The organism is Ruegeria sp. BB5 (genome assembly GCF_056539405.1).
Genome location: NZ_JBQFUX010000006.1, coordinates 59968 through 78500, shown reverse-complemented (window position 1 = coordinate 78500; position 18533 = coordinate 59968). Strand labels below are relative to the sequence as shown.

The window sequence follows — 18533 nt, the reverse complement described above, 5'->3', positions numbered from 1 at the left end:
TGCTGGCGCTGGCGCTGATGACGGTCATTGTGATGATGATCCTGCCGATGCCCGCCTGGGTGCTGGATGTGGGGCTGGCAGCCTCGTTCGCGCTGGCGATCCTGATCTTTACGCTGACGCTGTTTATCGAACGGCCGCTGGATTTCTCGTCTTTCCCGACAATCCTTTTGGCCTCGCTGATGCTGCGGCTGTCGCTAAACGTATCCTCAACCAAGCTTATCATCGGAGAGGGGCACACGGGACCCAATGCCGCTGGGGACGTGATCGAAGGTTTTGCCGACTTCGTCATGGGCGGCAGTATCTTTCTGGGGTTGGTGGTGTTCGGCGTGCTGCTGATCGTAAATTTCATGGTCATCACCAAGGGCGCTGCCCGCATGGCCGAGGTCGGCGCGCGGTTCGCCCTGGACGGCATGCCGGGAAAACAGCTCGCCATCGACAGCGACATGTCCGCCGGGGCCATCGACCACCAACAGGCTAAAGAACGCCGCGAGCGTGAGCAGCAAGAGACGACGTTTTTCGGCTCTCTCGATGGGGCGTCGAAATTTGTCAAAGGCGATGCGATAGCCGGGCTGCTGATCACGTTGCTCAACCTGGTGATGGGATTGATCATGGGCGTGATCGTCCATGGGATGCCAATCTCATCCGCGTTCGAGACCTACGCCATCCTGACCGTCGGTGACGGGCTGGTGTCGCAAATCCCGGCGGTGATCATATCGATCGCGTCAGCCCTGCTGCTGGCCCGCGGCGGTACGCAGGGGGCGACCGACAACGCAATCTTCTCGCAGCTGGGCCGGCATCCAGCGGCCCTGGCAACAGTTGCCATGTTGATGGTGCTGTTTGCGCTGGTGCCCGGCCTGCCCTTTTTGCCATTCATCCTGGGGGCGGGTGTACTGGGCTATGCGGCCTATAACGTCCATCGCAAGCAAAAGACCGAAGCGGAAGAGGCGCTGGCGCCAACACCGCAGGAAGACACACCGGTCTCGCAAGCCATTGGCGATATTTTGGACCTGGACGATGTGCATCTGGAGTTTGCCCCCGATCTGGTCAGCATGGTCCTCAACCCCGGCACCGGGCTGGACGCGCGCATCGCTAATATGCGGACCTATGTCGCCTCAAGCTTTGGCCTGATCCTGCCTGATATCCGCCTGACCGACCGCGCCGATCTGCCCATGGGCACCTATGTAGTCAAGGTCCAGGGCGTCGAACAGGCGCGCGGCGTGTTGAACCCCGATCTGGTTCTGGCGCTAGTACAGGATGACCGCGACATGCTGCCCGAGGGTAATGACGTGACCGAGCCCGTCTATGGCGCCCCCGCCCGCTGGATTCTGCCCAAGGATCAAGAGGCCGCCGCGCTTAGTGGGGCCACCATCGTTTCCCCGCCCGAGATTCTGGCTACTCATCTGCTTGAGATCATCAAACAGAACTTCTCACGCCTGCTGACGCTGAAATCCCTGCGCCGCCTTTTATCCGAGATGACACGGCTCAGCGATCCGGTTCGGGCCGAGGCCAACCGCAAGCTTCTGGACGAGTTGATCCCCGACAAGGTACCGATCGACACGCTACATGCGGTGCTGCGTCTGCTGCTGGACGAACGGGTCTCGATCCGCAACATGGCCTTGATCCTTGAGAGCGTGGCCGAGGCGCGGCTGACCACCACACAGCCCGAAGGCATCTGCGAACTGGTCCGGCAGCGATTGGGTTTCCAACTGGTGGCCGAGATGAAACGCGAAGACGGATCGATCCCGCTGATCCAACTGGCCCCGGAGTGGGAGGATACTTTCACCACCTACCAGATCGACGCGCCTGCAGCGGGTCTCGACGTGGCGCTGCCGCCGAACCTGTTCAACAAGCTGGCCGATGGCGTGGTCGACAGTGTCGCGCAATCCGCCGATCACGGGCTGTTTCCGGCGTTGGTCACCTCGACCCGCCGTCGCCGTTTGCTGCGCACCATCATGCACGCGCGCGGCATAGCCAACCCGGTGCTGTCGTTCGAGGAAATCGGGCTCGAGGCGCGGCCTTCGCTGGTTGGAACGGTGCCCGCGTGATCGCGCTACCGCCCGAGCTTTTGCCCCAGCTGGGTGAGGGTTTGTGGCACCTCTTTGCCGTCTTCCTGCGTGTCTCGGCCATGGTGTCGCTGCTGCCCGCCTTTGGCGAGCGCAGCATTCCGACCCGCGTCAAATTCGGCATCGCGGCTGCCTTTACCCTTATTGTGACACCAGCGATTGCGGCGCCTGTTGCCCCACCCGGCCTGTTGCCTATGGCAGGATTGGTTCTGACCGAAGTGTTGATCGGGATGGCCTTGGGTATGTCGCTGCGACTGTTCGTGCTGGCCCTGCAAACGGCAGGATCGATTGCGGCGCAGGCAACATCGCTGTCGCAGATTCTGGGTCCAGCTGCTGCAGATCCCGTGCCCGCGATGGGATATCTTCTGACACTGGCTGGCCTGACACTGGCGGTTTTGCTCGGCCTGCACATCCGCGTCGCTCAGTTTCTGATCCACAGCTATACGCTGTTTCCAATGGGCACCCCACTACTAGCCCCGGACCTGTCGCAATGGGGGGTGCAGCAAATTGCGCGCAGTTTTGGGTTGGCGTTTGCGCTGGCTATGCCCTTCGTGATCGCCTCGCTGATCTATAACCTTGCGCTTGGCGTCATCAACCGCGCGATGCCGCAGCTGATGGTGGCGTTTGTTGGCGCTCCGGCCATTACTTTTGCAGGCCTGTTCCTGTTGTTCGCGGGCACGCCCCTGATCTTGTCTGTCTGGTCTGATGCCTTTTTTGCCTTCATGCTGAACCCGCTTGAGGACCCAAGATGAGCGGGTCCGAAGACGACAGCGACAAGTCCTACGAGCCGACGCCGCAGAAGCTCCAGAAAGCGCGCGAAAAGGGTGAGGTTGCCAAGTCCAACGACTTGTCCGTGGTTGCCGCTTATGCCGGGTTCCTCATTGCCCTGTTCGCGGCCGGGCAATTCGGCGTGCAACATATAGGAAGCCTGTTTGTCGTGCTGATTGATCAGGCCGACACTATCGCTCCCTTGCTGACCGAAGGGCCCACCGCAAGCCCGGTCGGTGGGATGGTCAATACGGCGCTGTTGTCCGTCACGGTTCTGTTTGCTGTGCCCGCCGCCGCTGTTCTGCTCAGCCTGATCGCCCAGCGTGCGCTGATCTTTGCGCCCAGCAAGCTGAAACCCAAACTGTCCCGCATCTCGATCATCTCGAATGCGAAAAACAAATTCGGGCGCGGCGGCCTGTTCGAATTCGCCAAGAGCTTTGTGAAACTGGTGATCTACGGCACCTGTCTGGCGCTGTTTCTGCGCTCCAACCTAAACGAGATTCTGTCCGCCAGCGCCGCTCCGGCGCGGTCATCGGTCATGCTGATGATGAATTTTCTGTTTCGCTTCCTGTTCATCGTCATCATCGTGGCGCTTGCCATCGGGGTGATCGACTATCTTTGGCAACATGCCGAGCATATTCGCAAGAACCGGATGTCGCGCAAGGAAATTCAGGACGAAACCAAGGATGCCGAGGGCGACCCGCATGTCAAACAACAACGCCGCCAGCGCGCGCAGAACATCGCCACGAACCAGATGATGTCCGACGTACCCTCGGCGGATGTGGTGATCGTCAACCCGACCCATTACGCGGTGGCCTTGAAATGGGCCCGGACGGCGGGGTCAGCCCCTGTTTGCGTGGCCAAGGGCGTGGAGGAGGTGGCCTCAGCAATCCGGGGCCGGGCTGCTGAGGCTGGCGTTCCCATTCATTCCGACCCGCCCACGGCCCGCGCCCTGCATGCCGCCGTCGAGATCGGACAGGAAATCGCGGAAGAACATTATCGCCCCGTCGCTGCTGCCATCCGATTTGCAGAGGCGATGCGCAAAAAGGCCAAAGGACAGATCAGATGAAACAAGCCGCCCTATCAGACCTGGAAAACGTTACAGAGGCCGTGTTTCAAAAAGAATACAACGCCCTGCGCCCCCTGCTAGAGGCTGAAGCACGCGTGCAACACCAATTGGCGCGGCTGGACGCGCAAGTCCGGCAATCACGCCAAGACGGCGCCGCGGCCGAGGGGTACCGAGTCACTGGCACCGATGTGTTGTGGAACGGTTGGGAGTCGGCCACGCGCCGCCAGTTGAATATGGAACTGGCGCGGATTCGGGCGCAAAAACTGTCGGCGATGGACGCGCTGCGCACGGCCTTTGGCCGCAAACAAGCCGTCACCAACCTGTCAGACGCCCAAAAAAAGGCGCACAAACGCGCCCAGCACCGGAAATCGTCACCCTACTAAACAGCGTATAACCCCGTCAGAATCAAACGTCCTGACGGTTGACGCTCATGATCAAGACCTGAAACACATCATCGCCCAAATCCTTGCGCGCTGTCTCCAGCAACGCTTTGCGCAGAACGCTCATATTGTCCGATTCAGTGAATGCGCCGTCAAAACCACCGGTATTGGCGTGATCAAACATGACCTGCAAAAAACCGTCGCGCAGTTTGGGTTCAAGCGCGTAGAAAGCTTCGGTCATGCCAGGAGTGATTTCAAGGCTCAGCGACATGGTGACCAACGCCGCGATCCGGTCCGCATCGACGACGGGCACTACAAACTGCTTGGTCAGTTTGAGGTATTCATAGTCGCTTTGCGTTTCCTTTTTCCCAGCATTGTCCTTTTTCTTGGCGGATTTCTCTTTGGTTTTTTCCGCCTTGGCCTTGGGTTTTTCCTGTTTTGCGGCCTCTTTCGGTTCACCGGAGGGCGCAAACACAACTCCGGCACCGATACCGGCCCCCAGACCGATCAGCAAGAATACGACGGGTAGAAGTTTCTTCATCACATCCGCTCCTTAATACGGCAGCACAGCATCCAGGATCTGCTGGCCATAACGCGGCTGCTGCACGTCAGTGATCTGTCCGCGCCCGCCATAAGACACGCGGGCCGAGGCGATCTTGTCATAGGTGATCTCGTTTTTGCGCGAGATATCCTGTGGTCGCACGTAGCCCGTCACCAAAAGCTCGCGCAGTTCGAAATTGACGCGCAGTTCCTGCGAGCCCGAAATCGACAGCACCCCGTTTGGCAGCACGTCGATCACGGTCGCGGCCACACGCAGCGTCAGCTTTTCCTTGCGCTTAACCGATCCTTCGCCCGTGCTTTCTGAGGCGGAATCGATCTCGACCGCGTCCGCCAGCGATGCCCCTTCCGGCAGATGATCCGCCGCGCGCTGTGGCAGGCCAAACAAGCCGACGATGCCAAGGCTTTCCGAAGCAGATCGCGAGCGTTCCGTGTCGTTCGAAAACTCGGCTTTTTCGTCCAGCTCAATCACGACCGTCAGGATATCCCCCTTTTTGATCGCCCGCTGATCGCCCAATAGCGATTGTTGCCCACCGCTCCAAAGTGAGGATCTGTCGACATTGCGCTGCGGCTGGGTGTGCAAAGGCAGGCCCGGCCACAACATCGCGACATGTTCGGGGGAGTCCTCGTTCGGAGTGAAGCTTGGCGGTTTGCCCAGATGATCCAAGCGCCCGCAGGCTGACACCGCCAGAACGGCAAACAACAGAGATTTCGAAAGTTGCGACATCATTTTACCTCGATTTGGCCGTCGGGCCGGATAAGGCCCGTCACAGTGGTACGGGAGGACAGGTTCATGACCCGGATACGATCACCGGCGGCCCCACGACCCAGCGCGCGACCTTCTGCGGTGATCGACAGCGATGTGCGGTCAAAGATCAGGACAACCAGATCGTTGCGATCCACCAGGGCCGGTGGACCCACATCGCCTTCACGGATCGGGCGTCCGGGATACAGCGCGACCCGAGCCTCTTGCCCGATCAGAAACTCAGGCGTGGTTATCGCGCCGGGCACCTGCTGGGCCTTAAGCTCCAGATCAGTCGCCGAGATCATTTCCTTGGCGCGAATAGTGCGTGTCGGCACTACGATTTCAGCCTGTACCGAGGCCGGCACCAAAAGGGCCAACATCAAAACCAGAAACCGCATCACCGCACCTGTGTGGTTGCGCCCATCATCTGGTCGACGGCGGAAATGACCTTGGCATTCATCTCATATCCCCGCTGCGCCTCGATCAGTTCGGTCACTTCGCGCACCGCATCGACCGAGCTGTCCTCAAGATAGCCTTGCCGCAGCGTGCCCAGACCATCCTCACCCGGTGTGCCGACCACGGGTGCGCCTGAGGCTTCGGTTTCCTTGAACAGATTGCTGCCAATCGCCTCAAGCCCCTTGGCGTTCGAGAAACTGGCCAGCGTCAGCTCACCCAGCAGTTGCCCGTCTGCCGTGTCGTCGAAATAGGCATAAACTTCGCCCGCAGCGTTGATCGAGATCGACCGGGCATCGTCAGGAATGGTGATCTCGGGCGCGACGGCAAACCCGTCTGATGTGACGATCAGCCCCTCTGCGGACCGTTTCAGGCTGCCATCGCGGGTATAGCCCGACTGACCATTGGCCAGCGTAACTTCAAGATAACCACGCCCTTCGATGGCCACGTCCAGATCGCTCCCGGTGGCCGACAATCCGCCTTGCGCCAGTTGCACCGTGACAGCCGCCGGACGCACACCCAGACCCAGTTGAATACCGGTGGGCAGAACGGTGCCGTCATTGGCGTTCACCGCCCCGGCCCGCGCCATTTGTTGATAGTGCAAATCCGCGAACTCAGCCCGGCGGGCGTTGTAGCCAGTAGTGTTCGTGTTCGCCAGATTGTTCGAGATCGTCTCGACCCGCATCTGCTGCGCGGCCATGCCCGTAGCCGCGATTTTCAATGCTCGCATGTCAAAATCTCCTTTTCACAAGTCAACGCATCAGCGCCTTGAGCGCGCCGCGCAGACGTTCGTCTTCGGTTTCCAGAAAGCTTTGGCCCAGCTCATAGGCGCGCTGGATTTCGACCAGCCGGGTCACCTGCTCGACCGCATTGACGTTGGACCCTTCGAGAAAACGCTGCAGCACCACTGGGTTTTCGACCGGGTCAATTTCGCCCTCGGCGCGGAACTGCGTGCTGCCTTCACGCACCAGCGTTTTGGGATCGGCCACACGATAGACGCCGATCTGCCCCAGCAATTGCCCCTCGATACTCAGTGTGCCATCGCTGCCAACGTCAATCGACGCAGCATCCGGCGGGATGAAAACAGGTGCGCCGTTGCTGTCCAGCACCCGGTGGCCGTCCATCGTGACCACATCACCCTCGGCACTGGGTGAGAACGCCCCGGCCCGGGTCAGCCTGTTGCCGGATGGCGTTTCGACCATGAAAAACCCATCACCTTCGATGGCAAAATCAAACTGGCCGCCGGTTTCGGTCAGCAGGCCCTGCTGCAATGAGGTGTTGCGCGCCTCGGCCCGTGCCATGGACAGGGACGGGTTGCCCGGCAAGTCGCGGACAAACTCGGAAAACACCAGACCCTGCGCGCGATATCCGGTGGTGTTGGCATTGGCGATATTATTCGCCACCAGCCGCATTTCATTCATCAGGCCCGATTGACGGGACAAAGTGGTATAGGCGGTATCCATCAGCGACCTCCGGCGATCAATGGGATGAGGGTTGTGGTGAAAAACGTCACCAGCGTCTGGGTCATGAACCCCATCGAGATCCAGAACACGATGACGATGGCGATCAGCTTGGGCACGAAGGTCAGTGTCATTTCCTGTACCGAGGTCAGCGCCTGAAACAGACCCACGATCAGGCCCGACACCAGCGCCACCGCGAGGATAGGAACCGAGGTAATGACCGCGACCCACAGCGCCTGGCGCACAATGTCATAGAAGAGACCTTCGCTGAGCATCCGATCAGACCGGCATCCGCAGGATTTCCTGATACGCCTCGACCACCTTGTTGCGGACAATGACCGCCGTTTCCACGGCCAGCTCGGTCTGTGCCAGTGCCTGTACCAGAGCGTGGGGATCGGCCTGGCCGGTCATGGCGGCCTGCGACATTTGCTCGGAATGCTTCAGCGTCGCTGTAAAGTCCTGAAACGTACTGCGCAGCCCTTGCGCCAATCCGGCGTGATCAGGATCGGCCTGCGTGGCCGGGCGAGCGACAGCATAGTTTTGTGCCGCGGTCAGGGATCGGATATCCATTCTGGTGTCCTTTATTTTCTGAGAAGTTCCATCAAGCTCGACGACATCTGGCGTGACTGGTCGAACATCTTGAGATTGGCCTCATAGCTGCGCTGCGCCTCACGTGCGTCTGCGATTTCGATCATCAGATCGACATTCGAGCCACGGTAATGGCCGGTTTCATCCGCCATCGGGTGACCGGGGTCATAAATGCGCGAACCCTCGCGGCGATCCAGTTTGACGCGCCCGGCCTGCACCACCTCTTGTCCGTTCTTTTGCACCGTCTCAAACGGCACGGTTTTGCGGCGATAACCTGGCGTATCGGCGTTCGAGATATTCTCGGACACATGCCGCAAGCGGGCTGATTGCGCACGCAGAGCATTGGTTGAGGCGGCTAGGGAATGGGAAAAATCGCTCATGTCTTACACTCCTTATGACCGGCCAAGGCTGCTGCGCAGGATGTTCATCGAGGATTTGTAGATGGTCAGCGCGCGGTCATGCTGGCGCTTGACCTCGACAGCTTTGAACATCTCTTCCTCGACAGACACTCCATTGCCGTTTGGATCGCCTGACGGCGCAACCTCAAACTCGGCCCAGGGCTGTGGGGCGGTGGCGCCGTTCAGATGACCCGCGCGGGTGGCGGTCATCGAAACCTGACGGTCTGATTTTTCGAATGCTTTCTGAAAACCCTCGATATCTCGGGGCTGATAGCCGGGCGTATCTGCATTGGCCATGTTGCGCGCAATCACTGCCTGCCGTTGCCCGGCATGGGTTGCCATTGCGTACGCTGCCTTAAAGACGTTCAGGTCATAGAACATCGGGGGCTTCTCCCTCGATCAATTTCAATCAAGGCTTAACCCCGATTCCTTTAGAAAGCGTTTGCAGAAACCCATTGGAGAACCCACGATGTCCGATCTCGACCCGATGCTTCTGAAGTGTGAATTCGACCGTCTGTCTGCTGTGCGCCATATGGGCCGCGTTACCGGCGTGGCGCGCGGAGTCATTGAAATACAAGGCCTTGAAGGGCAGGCGCGAATCGGTGACCACCTGACATTGCGGCGTCGTAATGGCCCGGATCTGCCGGGCGAAGTGCTTCATGTCGAGACCGACGGGATTCGCATGATGCCAACCGCCGCGCCGGATGGGGTGTGCCTTGGTGACCGGGTGATTCTGGACCAGACATCCGCTTTCGCACCCGGCATGCACTGGCTGGGGCGCCTGGTCGATCCCTTTGGCAAACCGCTGGACGGGAAACCTCTGCTTTCGGGCGCACATGAGCAGGACATCATGCGTGCTCCGCCGCCCGCTGTGGCACGTAAACCGCTGGGCGTACGGATGGAGACCGGTTTAGCGATGCTCAACACGATGCTGCCCGTGGTCCAGGGTCAGCGCATCGGTCTGTTCGCCGGATCGGGCGTCGGAAAATCCACCTTGCTGGCAACGCTCGCGAAATCGATGCAGGCGGATGCCGTTGTCGTGGCACTGGTGGGCGAACGCGGGCGCGAGGTGAACGAGTTTGTCGAACATGCGTTGGGGGCAGAGGGGATGAAACGCTCGGTCGTTGTCGCGGCCACGTCCGACCAATCGGCGCTTGCCCGCAGGCGTTGCGCCTGGTCGGCAATGTCGGTGGCCGAGTATCTGCGCGATCAGGGGCTGAACGTATTGTTTCTGGCCGATTCGGTGACGCGATTTGCCGAGGCGCACCGCGAAATCGCCGTTGCCATGGGCGAAGCGCCTTCGTTGCGGGGTTTCCCACCTTCGGTCACGCCGCTGATTGCCGGGTTGTGTGAACGCGCGGGTCCCGGAGCGGCGGGCCAAGGTGATATCACCGCCGTGTTCAGCGTTCTGGTCGCGGGTTCGGATATGGATGAACCAGTGGCTGACATCCTGCGCGGGGTTCTGGACGGGCATATCGTGCTGAGCCGCGACATTGCCGAGCGCGGGCGGTTTCCGGCCATTGACCTCAGCCGTTCGGTTTCGCGCAGCCTGCCGGGGGCGGCCACCGCAGAGGAAAACCAATTGATCTCGGAAACCCGCAAACTGGTCGGCAGCTATGAACAATCCGAGGTCATGATCAAGGCCGGGCTTTATGCCGAAGGCGCAGACCCGCTGCTGGATCAGGCCGTGCGCGTGCATGAGGAACTGGACGCGTTCTTTGGCAAACCCGAGCCAGATGGAATCAAAAAAAGCTTCAACCTCCTGCAACTGATCCTGCGGCGGGCCAACGCCAACTTGCCGCGCTAGCGAAATCGGGACAGTTTTAAGTGTTAAGGCCACCTTAAGACCTGCCCGGCTACCCCTGTAGTTGGGTGATAAAAAAGGTGGTGGAGATGGGTGCGCAATCCAATGCGGCGCCAATCATCATCAAGAAGAAACGTGTGTCAGGTGGCGATGGTCACCACGGCGGCGCGTGGAAAGTCGCATATGCCGACTTTGTCACGGCCATGATGGCGTTCTTCATGTTGATGTGGCTGCTGAATGCAACGACTGAGAAACAACGCAAAGGGCTGGCGGATTATTTCTCGCCAACAATTCCGGTAAACCCGGTTTCGGGCGGGGGCGATGGGGCTTTTGGCGGGAACAACATGTTTTCCGAAGTGACCATGGTAATGGATGGCTCGGGCGCGACCAAGCGGCACCCGACGATTGCGCGGCAAGCGCGGGGGTCGATCGGCGTGAATCCCGATGGCGGCAAGGAAATGTCCGAGGACTTCTCGACGCTCGAAGCGCAACTTCTGGGGCATACCGGGGAAAGCATGGTGTCGGACAATGTGCTGAAGCACATCGTTACGCGCGTCACTGACGAAGGTCTGGTGGTCGAGCTGTTTGATACCGAAGATCAGCCGCTGTTCGAATCGGGAACGGATGAACCGACCCCGATGATGCGGGCGCTGGCCCTGCTGGTGACGCGATCTTCGGATCTGGTGACAAATGCTGTCTCGGTCGAGGGTCACGTCAGCGCCTCGCCCGTGGTTCTGGCGCAGGACCCGTCCTGGGATGTATCGACCTCGCGCGCGCAGGTGGTACGCCAACTGCTTGAGGATAAGGGTTTTGCGGGTTCTCGGCTGGATCGCGTGACCGGTCATGCCGACCGGGAGTTGAGCGATGAAAACCCGATGGCCGTGCGCAATAACCGGATCGAAATCATCTTTCTGCGCGACACCTGAACGCACAGGATAGGCCGGATTTTAACTGTTAGCGCGCTGTTAAGGGGCAGTGCGTTAGCTGTTGCCTCAACGATTGACGCAACAGAAGGGCGTGCCAATGACGATTTCCTCCTCGCTGAATGCCGGTGTGGCATCTTTGAAGGCCAACGCCAACCGGCTGGCTACTATTTCAGACAACATCGCCAACTCGTCGACCTTCGGCTACAAGCGGGTTGAGACGGATTTTCATTCGATGGTCACCTCGGGTCAGGGCGGCAGCTACTCGGCGGGTGGGGTCAGAACCACCAGCCAGCGTCTGATCGATCAGCGCGGGTCACTGGTGACGACCAACAATTCAACCGATCTGGCAGTACGCGGCCGAGGCATGCTGCCGGTTCGCCCAAGCTCGCAAATCGCGGGTGGCTCGAATGAGATGCAACTGACCACGACCGGTTCTTTCCGCACCAATGAGGAAGGGTATCTGGTCACCGAATCCGGCTTGGTCCTGCTGGGCTGGCGCGCCAACCCGGACGGTTCAATTCCCGCGGTGCCGCGGGACACCCCGGCAGCGCTCGAGCCCGTGCAGCTCAGCGTCAATCAACTGTCCGGCGCGCCGACCACACAGATGAATCTGCGTATGAACTTGCCTGCAACGGCCACCGAAGCCGGGTCGCCGGGCGACACACAACCCCTGTCGGTTGAATATTTCGACAACCTGGGCAAATCCGAAAGCGTGGATATCGAACTTGTGCCAACCGTCCCCGGGGCCGGCAGCAGCAATGAATGGACCATGGTGCTGCGCGACTCAGCCTCGGGCGGGGCGGTGATCGGGGAATACACGCTGACGTTCACCGACAGCCGCACCGCTGGCGGCACACTGGCCAGCGTCGCCACCGTATCGGGCGGGGCCTATGACCCGGCAACCGGCAGCCTTGTGGTCAACGTCGCGGGTGGCCCGATGGAGATCAATATCGGCCAGATCGGCGATGCGGACGGCATCACGCAACTGTCCGATACCTTTGCGCCCGTTTCGATCACACGCGACGGGTCGGCCGTGGGCACGATGACCAGCGTTCAGGTCGATGAAAATGGCTATGTATATGCGTTCTATGACACTGGTGTCAGCCGTCGCATGTTCCAGATCCCGCTAGCAGATGTGCCCAACCCCAATGGCCTGACCGCGCTGGACAGCCAGACTTATGCGCCATCACGGGAAAGCGGCACATATTTTCTCTGGAACGCGGGGGAAGGTCCAACAGGTGAACTTGTGTCTTTCGCGCGCGAGGAATCGACCACAGATATCGCGACCGAGCTGACTTCGCTGATCCAGACCCAACGCGCCTATTCCTCGGCTGCTACGGTGATTCAGACCGTTGATGAGATGCTGCAAGAAACCACCAACATCAAACGCTGATTTGGGTTTTGACCCGGAAAGGGGCCTGTCTATGAATTTGTCGACAGCATTCAACAACGCCGTCAGCGGCCTGACGGCCTCGAGCCGCGGCACCTCGGTTGTGTCAGACAATATCGCCAACGCGCGGACGCCCGGCTATGCCCGCAGGTCTCTGGAACTGACGACAAACGTGATTTCGGGCACCGGGGTGCGCACCGCAGGCGTTATTCGCAATCAGGACCCGGTTCTAACCGCCAACCGTCGCACCACCGATGCGGAACTGGCCTACCAATTTGCAGTTTCCAGCTTTCACACCAGTGTTGAGGGCGTCGTTGGCACGGTTGACGATCCCACATCGCTCGCCAATCGGTTGGCCGAGTTCGACAGCAGCCTGATCACCGCTGCCAGCCTGCCAGATTCTTCTGAGCGACTGGATCAGGTGGCCCGCGCGGGCCGTGATCTGGCCGACGCGCTCAATTCGGCGTCCGAAGGCGTTCGGCAGCTGCGCTCGGACGCAGATCGCTCCATTGGAAAGCAGGTAGAGAGCCTGAACCAGACCCTCAAGGATATCGAGAAGCTGAACGCCAAAATTCCGTCGGTCAAACATGCGGGTGGCGATATTGGTGCCCTGCTAGACCAGCGGCAGGTGTTGATAGATCAGGTGAATGAGCTTGTTCCGGTGAACGCGGTTCCGCGTGCGAACGATCAGGTGTCGCTGTACTCAGACGGTGGCCTGATCCTGCTGGGAGGCACGGCTGCCGAATTTTCCTTTACCACCACGGGCGACACCAAACCCCACATGACGGTGGGCAATGGGCTGCTGTCGGGGTTGGAGATGAACGGAAACCCGGTGCGCACCGGCGGAGACAACGCCCAGATACGCGGCGGCGCGCTGATGGCGCAGTTTGAAATCCGCGATGAGCTGGCGGTTGAGGCACAGGCTCATCTCGACTCGGTCGCGCGGGATATGATCGAACGGTTCGAAACACCCGGTCTGGACCCCACCGCATTGCCTACCGATCCCGGTCTGTTCACGGATGCCGGCAACCGCTTCGATGCCACTGCGCCTGAGGGGCTGGCCTCGCGCATCAGCTTGAACACGATTGTTGATCCCGACACTGGGGGTGACAGCTGGCGCTTGCGCGACGGGCTTGGTGCGGTGGCCCCCGGCGATCCGGGCGATGCCACGCAATTGCAAGCCTTTGGCGCCATTCTCAGCGATGCCCGGCCCGTCGCGGGATCGCCCTTTGGCACCGGCAATATGCGCGCCTCTGACCTGACCGAGGCGTTGATGTCCAAGACCGGCTCTGACGCCCATACAGCCAGCCAACGCCTGACCTTTGCCAACAGCGCACAGCTGGAAATGGCCCGAATCGAGGCGGAACAGGGCGTCGACACCGACCAGGAATTGCAGAACCTGATGGAGATCGAGCAGGCCTATGCCGCGAACGCGCGGGTCATCTCGGTAGTGGATGAATTGATGCAAACCTTGTTGAGGCTCTGATGATGAATTTGACGTCTATTGGCGATCTGGCGCGGGGCATGACATTGCGGACCCGCTCGACCGAACTCAGAAACGAAATCGAAACCCTGTCTTATGAGATGTCGACCGGCAAGGTTCAGGATGTGTCGGGACGTCTGGATGGCGACTATTCCCATCTGCTGGATCTGGACCGCAGCCTGTCGCGCCTGGACGCCTATCAGGTGTCGACGGCTGAGGCTGGGTTGTTCACGGATGCCATGCAGCTGAGCTTGACCACGATTAACGAGTCCGTGACCGAGTTGACCTCATCCCTTTTGTCCTTCGGCACGTCAAACCAGGCGGTCAGCCATGAAAATGCATCGGTTCAGGCCCGGAACGAGTTGGATACGATCATATCAGCGCTGAACACCCGCGCTGGTGGACGCAGCCTGTATTCCGGCGCGGCCACTGATGTCTCCCCCCTGCCGTCAACCGACACGTTGTTGAGCGCACTTGAAACGGAGCTGAGCGGATACGTCACAACGGCGGATATCAGACAGGCGGCAGAAAACTGGTTCAACGACCCCGCCGGGTTTGACGCGGTGATCTACCAGGGCTCAGGCAATGCGTTGGCACCGATGCAGATATCCGAGAATGAAAGCATCACGATCCCGATCACAGCCACCGACCCCGCGATCAAGGATGCGATACGGGATATTGCCGTTGCGGCGTTGGTCTCTGACAATGCTCTGAACTTGCCGCGTGATCAGCGCACCGCCCTGTTTACACAGTTGGGCGTCGATCTGGCCAACACCCAGAACGATGTGGTGAACTTGCGCGCTCAGGTCGGTTCAGCAGAGGCTCGGATCGAACAGGCGGCCACGCGCAACAGCGCCGCGCAGACCAGCCTTGAATTCAGCAGGAACAAGTTGATCGCTGCGGGTCCCTATGAAACCGCTTCACAGTTGCAGACCGTCCAGTTCCAGTTGGAGAGCCTGTATTCCGTCACCGTTCGCAATGCGAACCTGTCGCTGGTGAATTTCCTAAGATGAAGCTTTTTGTTTTCCTACTGATGTTGCTGCCCGGGATAGCATCCGCTGGCACGATCCGCCTGAAGGACCTTGTGGATTTTGACGGGGTGCGGGGCAATGATCTGGTCGGCTATGGCCTGGTTGTCGGGCTGAACGGAACTGGCGACGGGCTGCGCAATTCACCCTTCACCGAAGAGATTATGTCGAACATCCTGGAACGGCTGGGCGTCAACGTGAATGGCGAAGATTTTCGCCCTAAAAACGTAGCGGCTGTGTTGGTGACCGCCAGCCTGCCGCCTTTCGCGCGGGTCGGCGGGCAGATCGACGTGACGGTGTCGGCCATTGGTGATTCCAAAAGCCTGTTGGGTGGCACTCTGATCATGACACCGCTCAACGCAGCCGATGGGCAAATCTATGCTGTGGCGCAAGGCACGGTTCTGGCCGGTGGCGCCGTGGCTGAGGGTGAGGCTGCTTCGATTGTTCAGGGAGTGCCGACCTCCGGCGTGATCCCCTCGGGCGCACGGGTTGAGCGTGAGATCGATTTTGACCTGTCAACCTTGACGCAAATGCGCCTTGCCCTGCGCGAGCCGGACTTCACCACCGCCAGCCGGATTGAGATTGCGATCAACACAGAATTCAACCGCGCAGTGGCGATTATGCGGGATTCCGGCACGGTGGAACTCAACATTGCCGCAACCCAGTCGGTTTCAACCGCGCATGCGCTAGGTCGGATCGAAAACATTCTGGTCGAACCGGAAACCAAGGCGCGCGTCGTGGTCGATCAGCGCTCGGGCACCATCGTCATGGGGCAAGAGGTTCGGATTTCACGGGTCGCGGTATCACAAGGCAATCTAACCCTGACAGTCGAGGAATCCCCCATCGCAGTTCAGCCCAACCCTTTTGCCCGCGGCGAAACGGTTGTGGTCCCCCGCACTTTCGCCGGTATCGAAGAAGAAGATGGCACCGGGTTGGCCGAAATCCCCGAGGCAACTACCCTGTCCGAGGTTGTGGCCGGGCTGAATGCGCTGGGCGTGTCGCCCCGCGACATGATCGACATACTGAAAACGATCAAGGCCGCCGGGGCATTGCACGCTGAATTTGTAGTTCGATAAGCAAACAGAACCGAGCAGGTGGCGGGATCAGATGCCCGCCATCACTTGGATTTCCAGCTATCAAGCCAGCGGCGGAACCCGTTGCGCTTTTCTTCGATCGCATCACCGGCGGCATAAATCCCATCTTCCATATTCTCAAGCATCGGGTCGATACGGCGTTGTCGGAACTGACGCCAGCGCACCCAAATAGCCCAGACGATGGCAAAGAAGACCGTCAGAAAGATGATGTTGAACCATGGGATCAGCCGCACATCAGGGCTGTCCACCGGGCGCACCGAGACCACATTGGGAAAGATCGACATAAGCTGATTGCGCCAACCATAATGGCGCAAAACCACCCATTGCGGGTTATCCGCAGTCGACACGAGATTGGTCAGTTCCGCCTGTAGGTTCGAACTGTCGAGTTTGAAATAGGGCGGCCAGCCCCAGCCGGTATCCTCATTGCGATAAACGCGCGGTTTCCCGTTCGGGCGGAATGTTTCCACAAATCGCACATCTCGGTTGACAGTCTGCGCGCCCTCTTGGCCTGTATCTTGCTGTGCCCAGAAGATCGAGTTCTCACCAAAATCGACGCGCCGCACCTCGGTTTTTACGATCCGCACCACATCTTGCTGTGGCAAGGTGTATTCCAGCACCGAGGCAACAAGCCCCCAAAACACGATGATGAATACCCATTTGACATAGACCATCTATCCGGCCCTCATTTGAAATTAGTAATATAGATCAGCAGGGCAATGGCCCCAAGCGGGATGACGTAGACACCCAGCAGCAGTTTCTTGCGGAACGATTTGTCATATTGCCGCATTCCCCGCTCGAGAAAAGCCTCTCGATCACCGTGCAGCCCTTTTTTTTCCCAATGCGCGATCAACTTACGCCGACGGACGAGGCGGGAATAGATCGACAGCCCGACATAGATCACGGTCAGAACGATCAGCAGTGGAATTAGAAAACGGATTGCGACAAGCATTCAATTCCTCCCAACTGCGCCCCAGGGACCAACGCGTGCGATGATGTCATCGCTGATCCGGTCATCGCCGCTCATGTCCGGCTCATGCCCGAACAACGCAGCGCGGGCGCCCGCCTTGTCCACCTGATACTCGCGCGCAAGAAAGTCGGCAACATAGGCTTTCTTGGTCTCGGGCCAACCGGCATAGGTGTTGTAAAACAGTTCCTTGTGACAGATGAACATTTGGCGCGGGTCCAGCGGGGCCAGCTCAGCCAGCAGCATGTTCACCAGATCGCGGTTCGGCGTATCAGCGGCCCGCAACGTGTAGAAATAGGCCGGATGGTCCGAAGTGATGCGCGGCCACGGACCACCATCCTTCGCCCAGCGCAGTAATTGGCCCAAACCGTGATAAGCCTCGGGCAGGCGGTCTGCGTGATTACGGGCCAGCCGTCGCATATCGCTGCGATCCAGCCCCTTCAGGTCAACACCTGCATCCGCCGCCGCGTCGACGGTCAGGAAATCCATCTTTTGCTGCAGGATCGCGGTGGCATCCACGCCCCGCGCTTTGACGATTGGTTCGACCAAGTCGTTATAGTCAAGAAACTTGGCGATCTGGTTTCGCTGCGACGGCTCGAACGTGTATTTGATCTTCAGATCGTCGGGTTTTTCGCCCATGTAGATCGCCGCCGGATGGTCCAGATCCGGGAACAGATAGAGCCCGCCGAAATGCGCCGTCCAGAAGTTGCGTTGCTCAAACGCGGTGTGGCGCAGGCGAACGGGGTTGCGGGTGACATCGCCGGTTTCCTTGGCGGTTTCAATCATCCTGGCGATCAGAACGTCATCGAACCAGGCGTCCTCTTGGGTTTTGAACTGTTCGACCATGCCCGCCAGCTGCTGCGCCTTGCGCAGGGTGCCGCCTGCAGTGTCGGCCTCAATCTCGATCTTTTTGATGTTCAGTAGGTCACGCGGCGAGGTGAGTTTGATGACCGAATTCACCAGCTCTCCGGCCACGGCATCGGTGGCGGTCAGGGCGAACAGCTGCGCCTCGTTCATCTCGATAAATTCGCGCAGAATATCGCGCGAGGTTGAGAATTTGACATTCAACAGAGGCGCGCGTTTCTGTTCGGTCGTCAGCAGAATGAACTGCCGGTTGACCCCGTTGGGATTGAGGTAGAGCTCATCCTCCAGCTCAATCCCCACCTCCGGCGAATAGCCCGAGATATCGACATGAAAATCCGTCAGCGCCGTGGTCCTGCCCGCCAGATGCTGCAGCGCGCGGTTATACCGCTCGACCAGAGCCGGGCTGGAGATGTGGACAAGGTTGCCGAACATCAGACCTTTTTCGATGAGGCGGATCATTGTGTCATCCCCGCTTTTGACCCTTTTCTAATGTTGCTT

General features: G+C 59.5%; 22 protein-coding genes. 10 read left to right on the top strand and 12 right to left on the bottom strand.

The window, feature by feature from the left end; translation table 11 throughout:
• The first annotated feature begins 17 nt into the window (after window positions 1-17).
• Genes flhA through ACR0DL_RS14550 form a run of 4 tightly spaced genes read left to right on the top strand, consistent with a single transcriptional unit; the run spans window position 18 to window position 4283 of the window.
• Window positions 18-2045, top strand: a complete 2028-nt coding sequence (gene flhA / locus ACR0DL_RS14565) for a flagellar biosynthesis protein FlhA (protein ID WP_480689964.1) — start codon at window positions 18-20, stop codon at window positions 2043-2045.
• Window positions 2042-2815 (top strand): flagellar biosynthetic protein FliR, encoded by a 774-nt coding sequence (locus ACR0DL_RS14560; RefSeq protein ID WP_480689808.1) that lies wholly within the window; start codon window positions 2042-2044, stop codon window positions 2813-2815. The genes flhA and ACR0DL_RS14560 overlap by 4 nt, the downstream gene beginning before the upstream one ends.
• Window positions 2812-3900, top strand: a complete 1089-nt coding sequence (gene flhB / locus ACR0DL_RS14555; protein WP_480689806.1) for a flagellar type III secretion system protein FlhB — start codon at window positions 2812-2814, stop codon at window positions 3898-3900. Before ACR0DL_RS14560 ends, flhB begins: the two co-directional genes overlap by 4 nt.
• A complete protein-coding gene (locus tag ACR0DL_RS14550; protein ID WP_170399465.1) occupies window positions 3897-4283 on the top strand; it encodes a hypothetical protein in 387 nt (128 codons plus the stop codon). The genes flhB and ACR0DL_RS14550 overlap by 4 nt, the downstream gene beginning before the upstream one ends.
• 22 nt (window positions 4284-4305) lie before the next feature.
• Here ACR0DL_RS14550 and ACR0DL_RS14545 read toward each other — a convergent pair whose 3' ends face one another.
• The 9 genes from ACR0DL_RS14545 to ACR0DL_RS14505 are packed head-to-tail and all read right to left on the bottom strand — an operon-like array spanning window position 4306 to window position 8863.
• The gene (locus tag ACR0DL_RS14545; protein ID WP_480689804.1) at window positions 4306-4821 is read right to left on the bottom strand and encodes a flagellar basal body-associated protein FliL; all 516 of its coding nucleotides are present in this window, start codon (window positions 4819-4821) and stop codon (window positions 4306-4308) included.
• Window positions 4822-4833: 12 nt separating this feature from the next.
• A complete protein-coding gene (gene flgH, locus ACR0DL_RS14540; protein ID WP_480689962.1) occupies window positions 4834-5565 on the bottom strand; it encodes a flagellar basal body L-ring protein FlgH in 732 nt (243 codons plus the stop codon).
• Window positions 5565-5981, bottom strand: coding sequence for a flagellar basal body P-ring formation chaperone FlgA (gene flgA / locus ACR0DL_RS14535; protein WP_480689802.1), 417 nt, complete (start codon window positions 5979-5981; stop codon window positions 5565-5567). The genes flgH and flgA overlap by 1 nt, the downstream gene beginning before the upstream one ends.
• A complete protein-coding gene (flgG, locus tag ACR0DL_RS14530; RefSeq protein ID WP_170361881.1) occupies window positions 5981-6766 on the bottom strand; it encodes a flagellar basal-body rod protein FlgG in 786 nt (261 codons plus the stop codon). Before flgG ends, flgA begins: the two co-directional genes overlap by 1 nt.
• A 22-nt stretch (window positions 6767-6788) precedes the next feature.
• Entirely contained in the window at window positions 6789-7499 is a 711-nt protein-coding gene (locus ACR0DL_RS14525) for a flagellar hook-basal body complex protein (protein ID WP_480689800.1), read from the bottom strand.
• Window positions 7499-7771: a flagellar biosynthetic protein FliQ gene (locus tag ACR0DL_RS14520; RefSeq protein ID WP_058282142.1), complete on the bottom strand. Its 273-nt coding sequence runs from the start codon at window positions 7769-7771 to the stop codon at window positions 7499-7501. Before ACR0DL_RS14520 ends, ACR0DL_RS14525 begins: the two co-directional genes overlap by 1 nt.
• Window positions 7772-7775: 4 nt before the next feature.
• Window positions 7776-8066: a flagellar hook-basal body complex protein FliE gene (fliE, locus tag ACR0DL_RS14515; protein WP_170518361.1), complete on the bottom strand. Its 291-nt coding sequence runs from the start codon at window positions 8064-8066 to the stop codon at window positions 7776-7778.
• Window positions 8067-8077: 11 nt separating this feature from the next.
• On the bottom strand, window positions 8078-8464 hold the full coding sequence (flgC, locus tag ACR0DL_RS14510) for a flagellar basal body rod protein FlgC (protein ID WP_170379299.1): 387 nt from the start codon (window positions 8462-8464) through the stop codon (window positions 8078-8080).
• 12 nt (window positions 8465-8476) lie between these two features.
• Complete coding sequence (locus tag ACR0DL_RS14505) at window positions 8477-8863, bottom strand: FlgB family protein (RefSeq protein WP_170361991.1); 387 nt, start codon at window positions 8861-8863, stop codon at window positions 8477-8479.
• Window positions 8864-8951: 88 nt separating this feature from the next.
• Here ACR0DL_RS14505 and ACR0DL_RS14500 point away from each other — a divergent pair, with 88 nt between their 5' ends.
• The 6 genes from ACR0DL_RS14500 (at window position 8952) to ACR0DL_RS14475 (ending at window position 16189) form a co-directional block, all read left to right on the top strand.
• A complete protein-coding gene (locus ACR0DL_RS14500; protein ID WP_480689798.1) occupies window positions 8952-10289 on the top strand; it encodes a FliI/YscN family ATPase in 1338 nt (445 codons plus the stop codon).
• An 86-nt stretch (window positions 10290-10375) separates the two neighbouring features.
• Entirely contained in the window at window positions 10376-11212 is an 837-nt protein-coding gene (locus ACR0DL_RS14495; RefSeq protein WP_480689796.1) for a flagellar motor protein MotB, read from the top strand.
• A gap of 97 nt (window positions 11213-11309) precedes the next feature.
• On the top strand, window positions 11310-12605 hold the full coding sequence (locus tag ACR0DL_RS14490) for a flagellar hook protein FlgE (protein ID WP_170351880.1): 1296 nt from the start codon (window positions 11310-11312) through the stop codon (window positions 12603-12605).
• Window positions 12606-12636: 31 nt separating this feature from the next.
• Window positions 12637-14088 (top strand): flagellar hook-associated protein FlgK, encoded by a 1452-nt coding sequence (flgK, locus tag ACR0DL_RS14485; protein WP_480689794.1) that lies wholly within the window; start codon window positions 12637-12639, stop codon window positions 14086-14088.
• Entirely contained in the window at window positions 14088-15098 is a 1011-nt protein-coding gene (locus ACR0DL_RS14480) for a flagellin (protein WP_480689792.1), read from the top strand. The genes flgK and ACR0DL_RS14480 overlap by 1 nt, the downstream gene beginning before the upstream one ends.
• Complete coding sequence (locus tag ACR0DL_RS14475; RefSeq protein ID WP_480689790.1) at window positions 15095-16189, top strand: flagellar basal body P-ring protein FlgI; 1095 nt, start codon at window positions 15095-15097, stop codon at window positions 16187-16189. Before ACR0DL_RS14480 ends, ACR0DL_RS14475 begins: the two co-directional genes overlap by 4 nt.
• Before the next feature lie 41 nt (window positions 16190-16230).
• On the opposite strand, the gene ACR0DL_RS14470 is transcribed toward ACR0DL_RS14475, so the two are convergent.
• Genes ACR0DL_RS14470 through ACR0DL_RS14460 form a run of 3 tightly spaced genes read right to left on the bottom strand, consistent with a single transcriptional unit; the run spans window position 16231 to window position 18494 of the window.
• The gene (locus ACR0DL_RS14470) at window positions 16231-16878 is read right to left on the bottom strand and encodes a DUF1523 family protein (RefSeq protein ID WP_480689788.1); all 648 of its coding nucleotides are present in this window, start codon (window positions 16876-16878) and stop codon (window positions 16231-16233) included.
• 11 nt (window positions 16879-16889) lie between these two features.
• Entirely contained in the window at window positions 16890-17156 is a 267-nt protein-coding gene (locus tag ACR0DL_RS14465) for a hypothetical protein (RefSeq protein WP_170361871.1), read from the bottom strand.
• Entirely contained in the window at window positions 17157-18494 is a 1338-nt protein-coding gene (locus tag ACR0DL_RS14460; protein WP_480689786.1) for a DUF6638 family protein, read from the bottom strand.
• Between the last annotated feature and the right edge of the window lie 39 nt (window positions 18495-18533).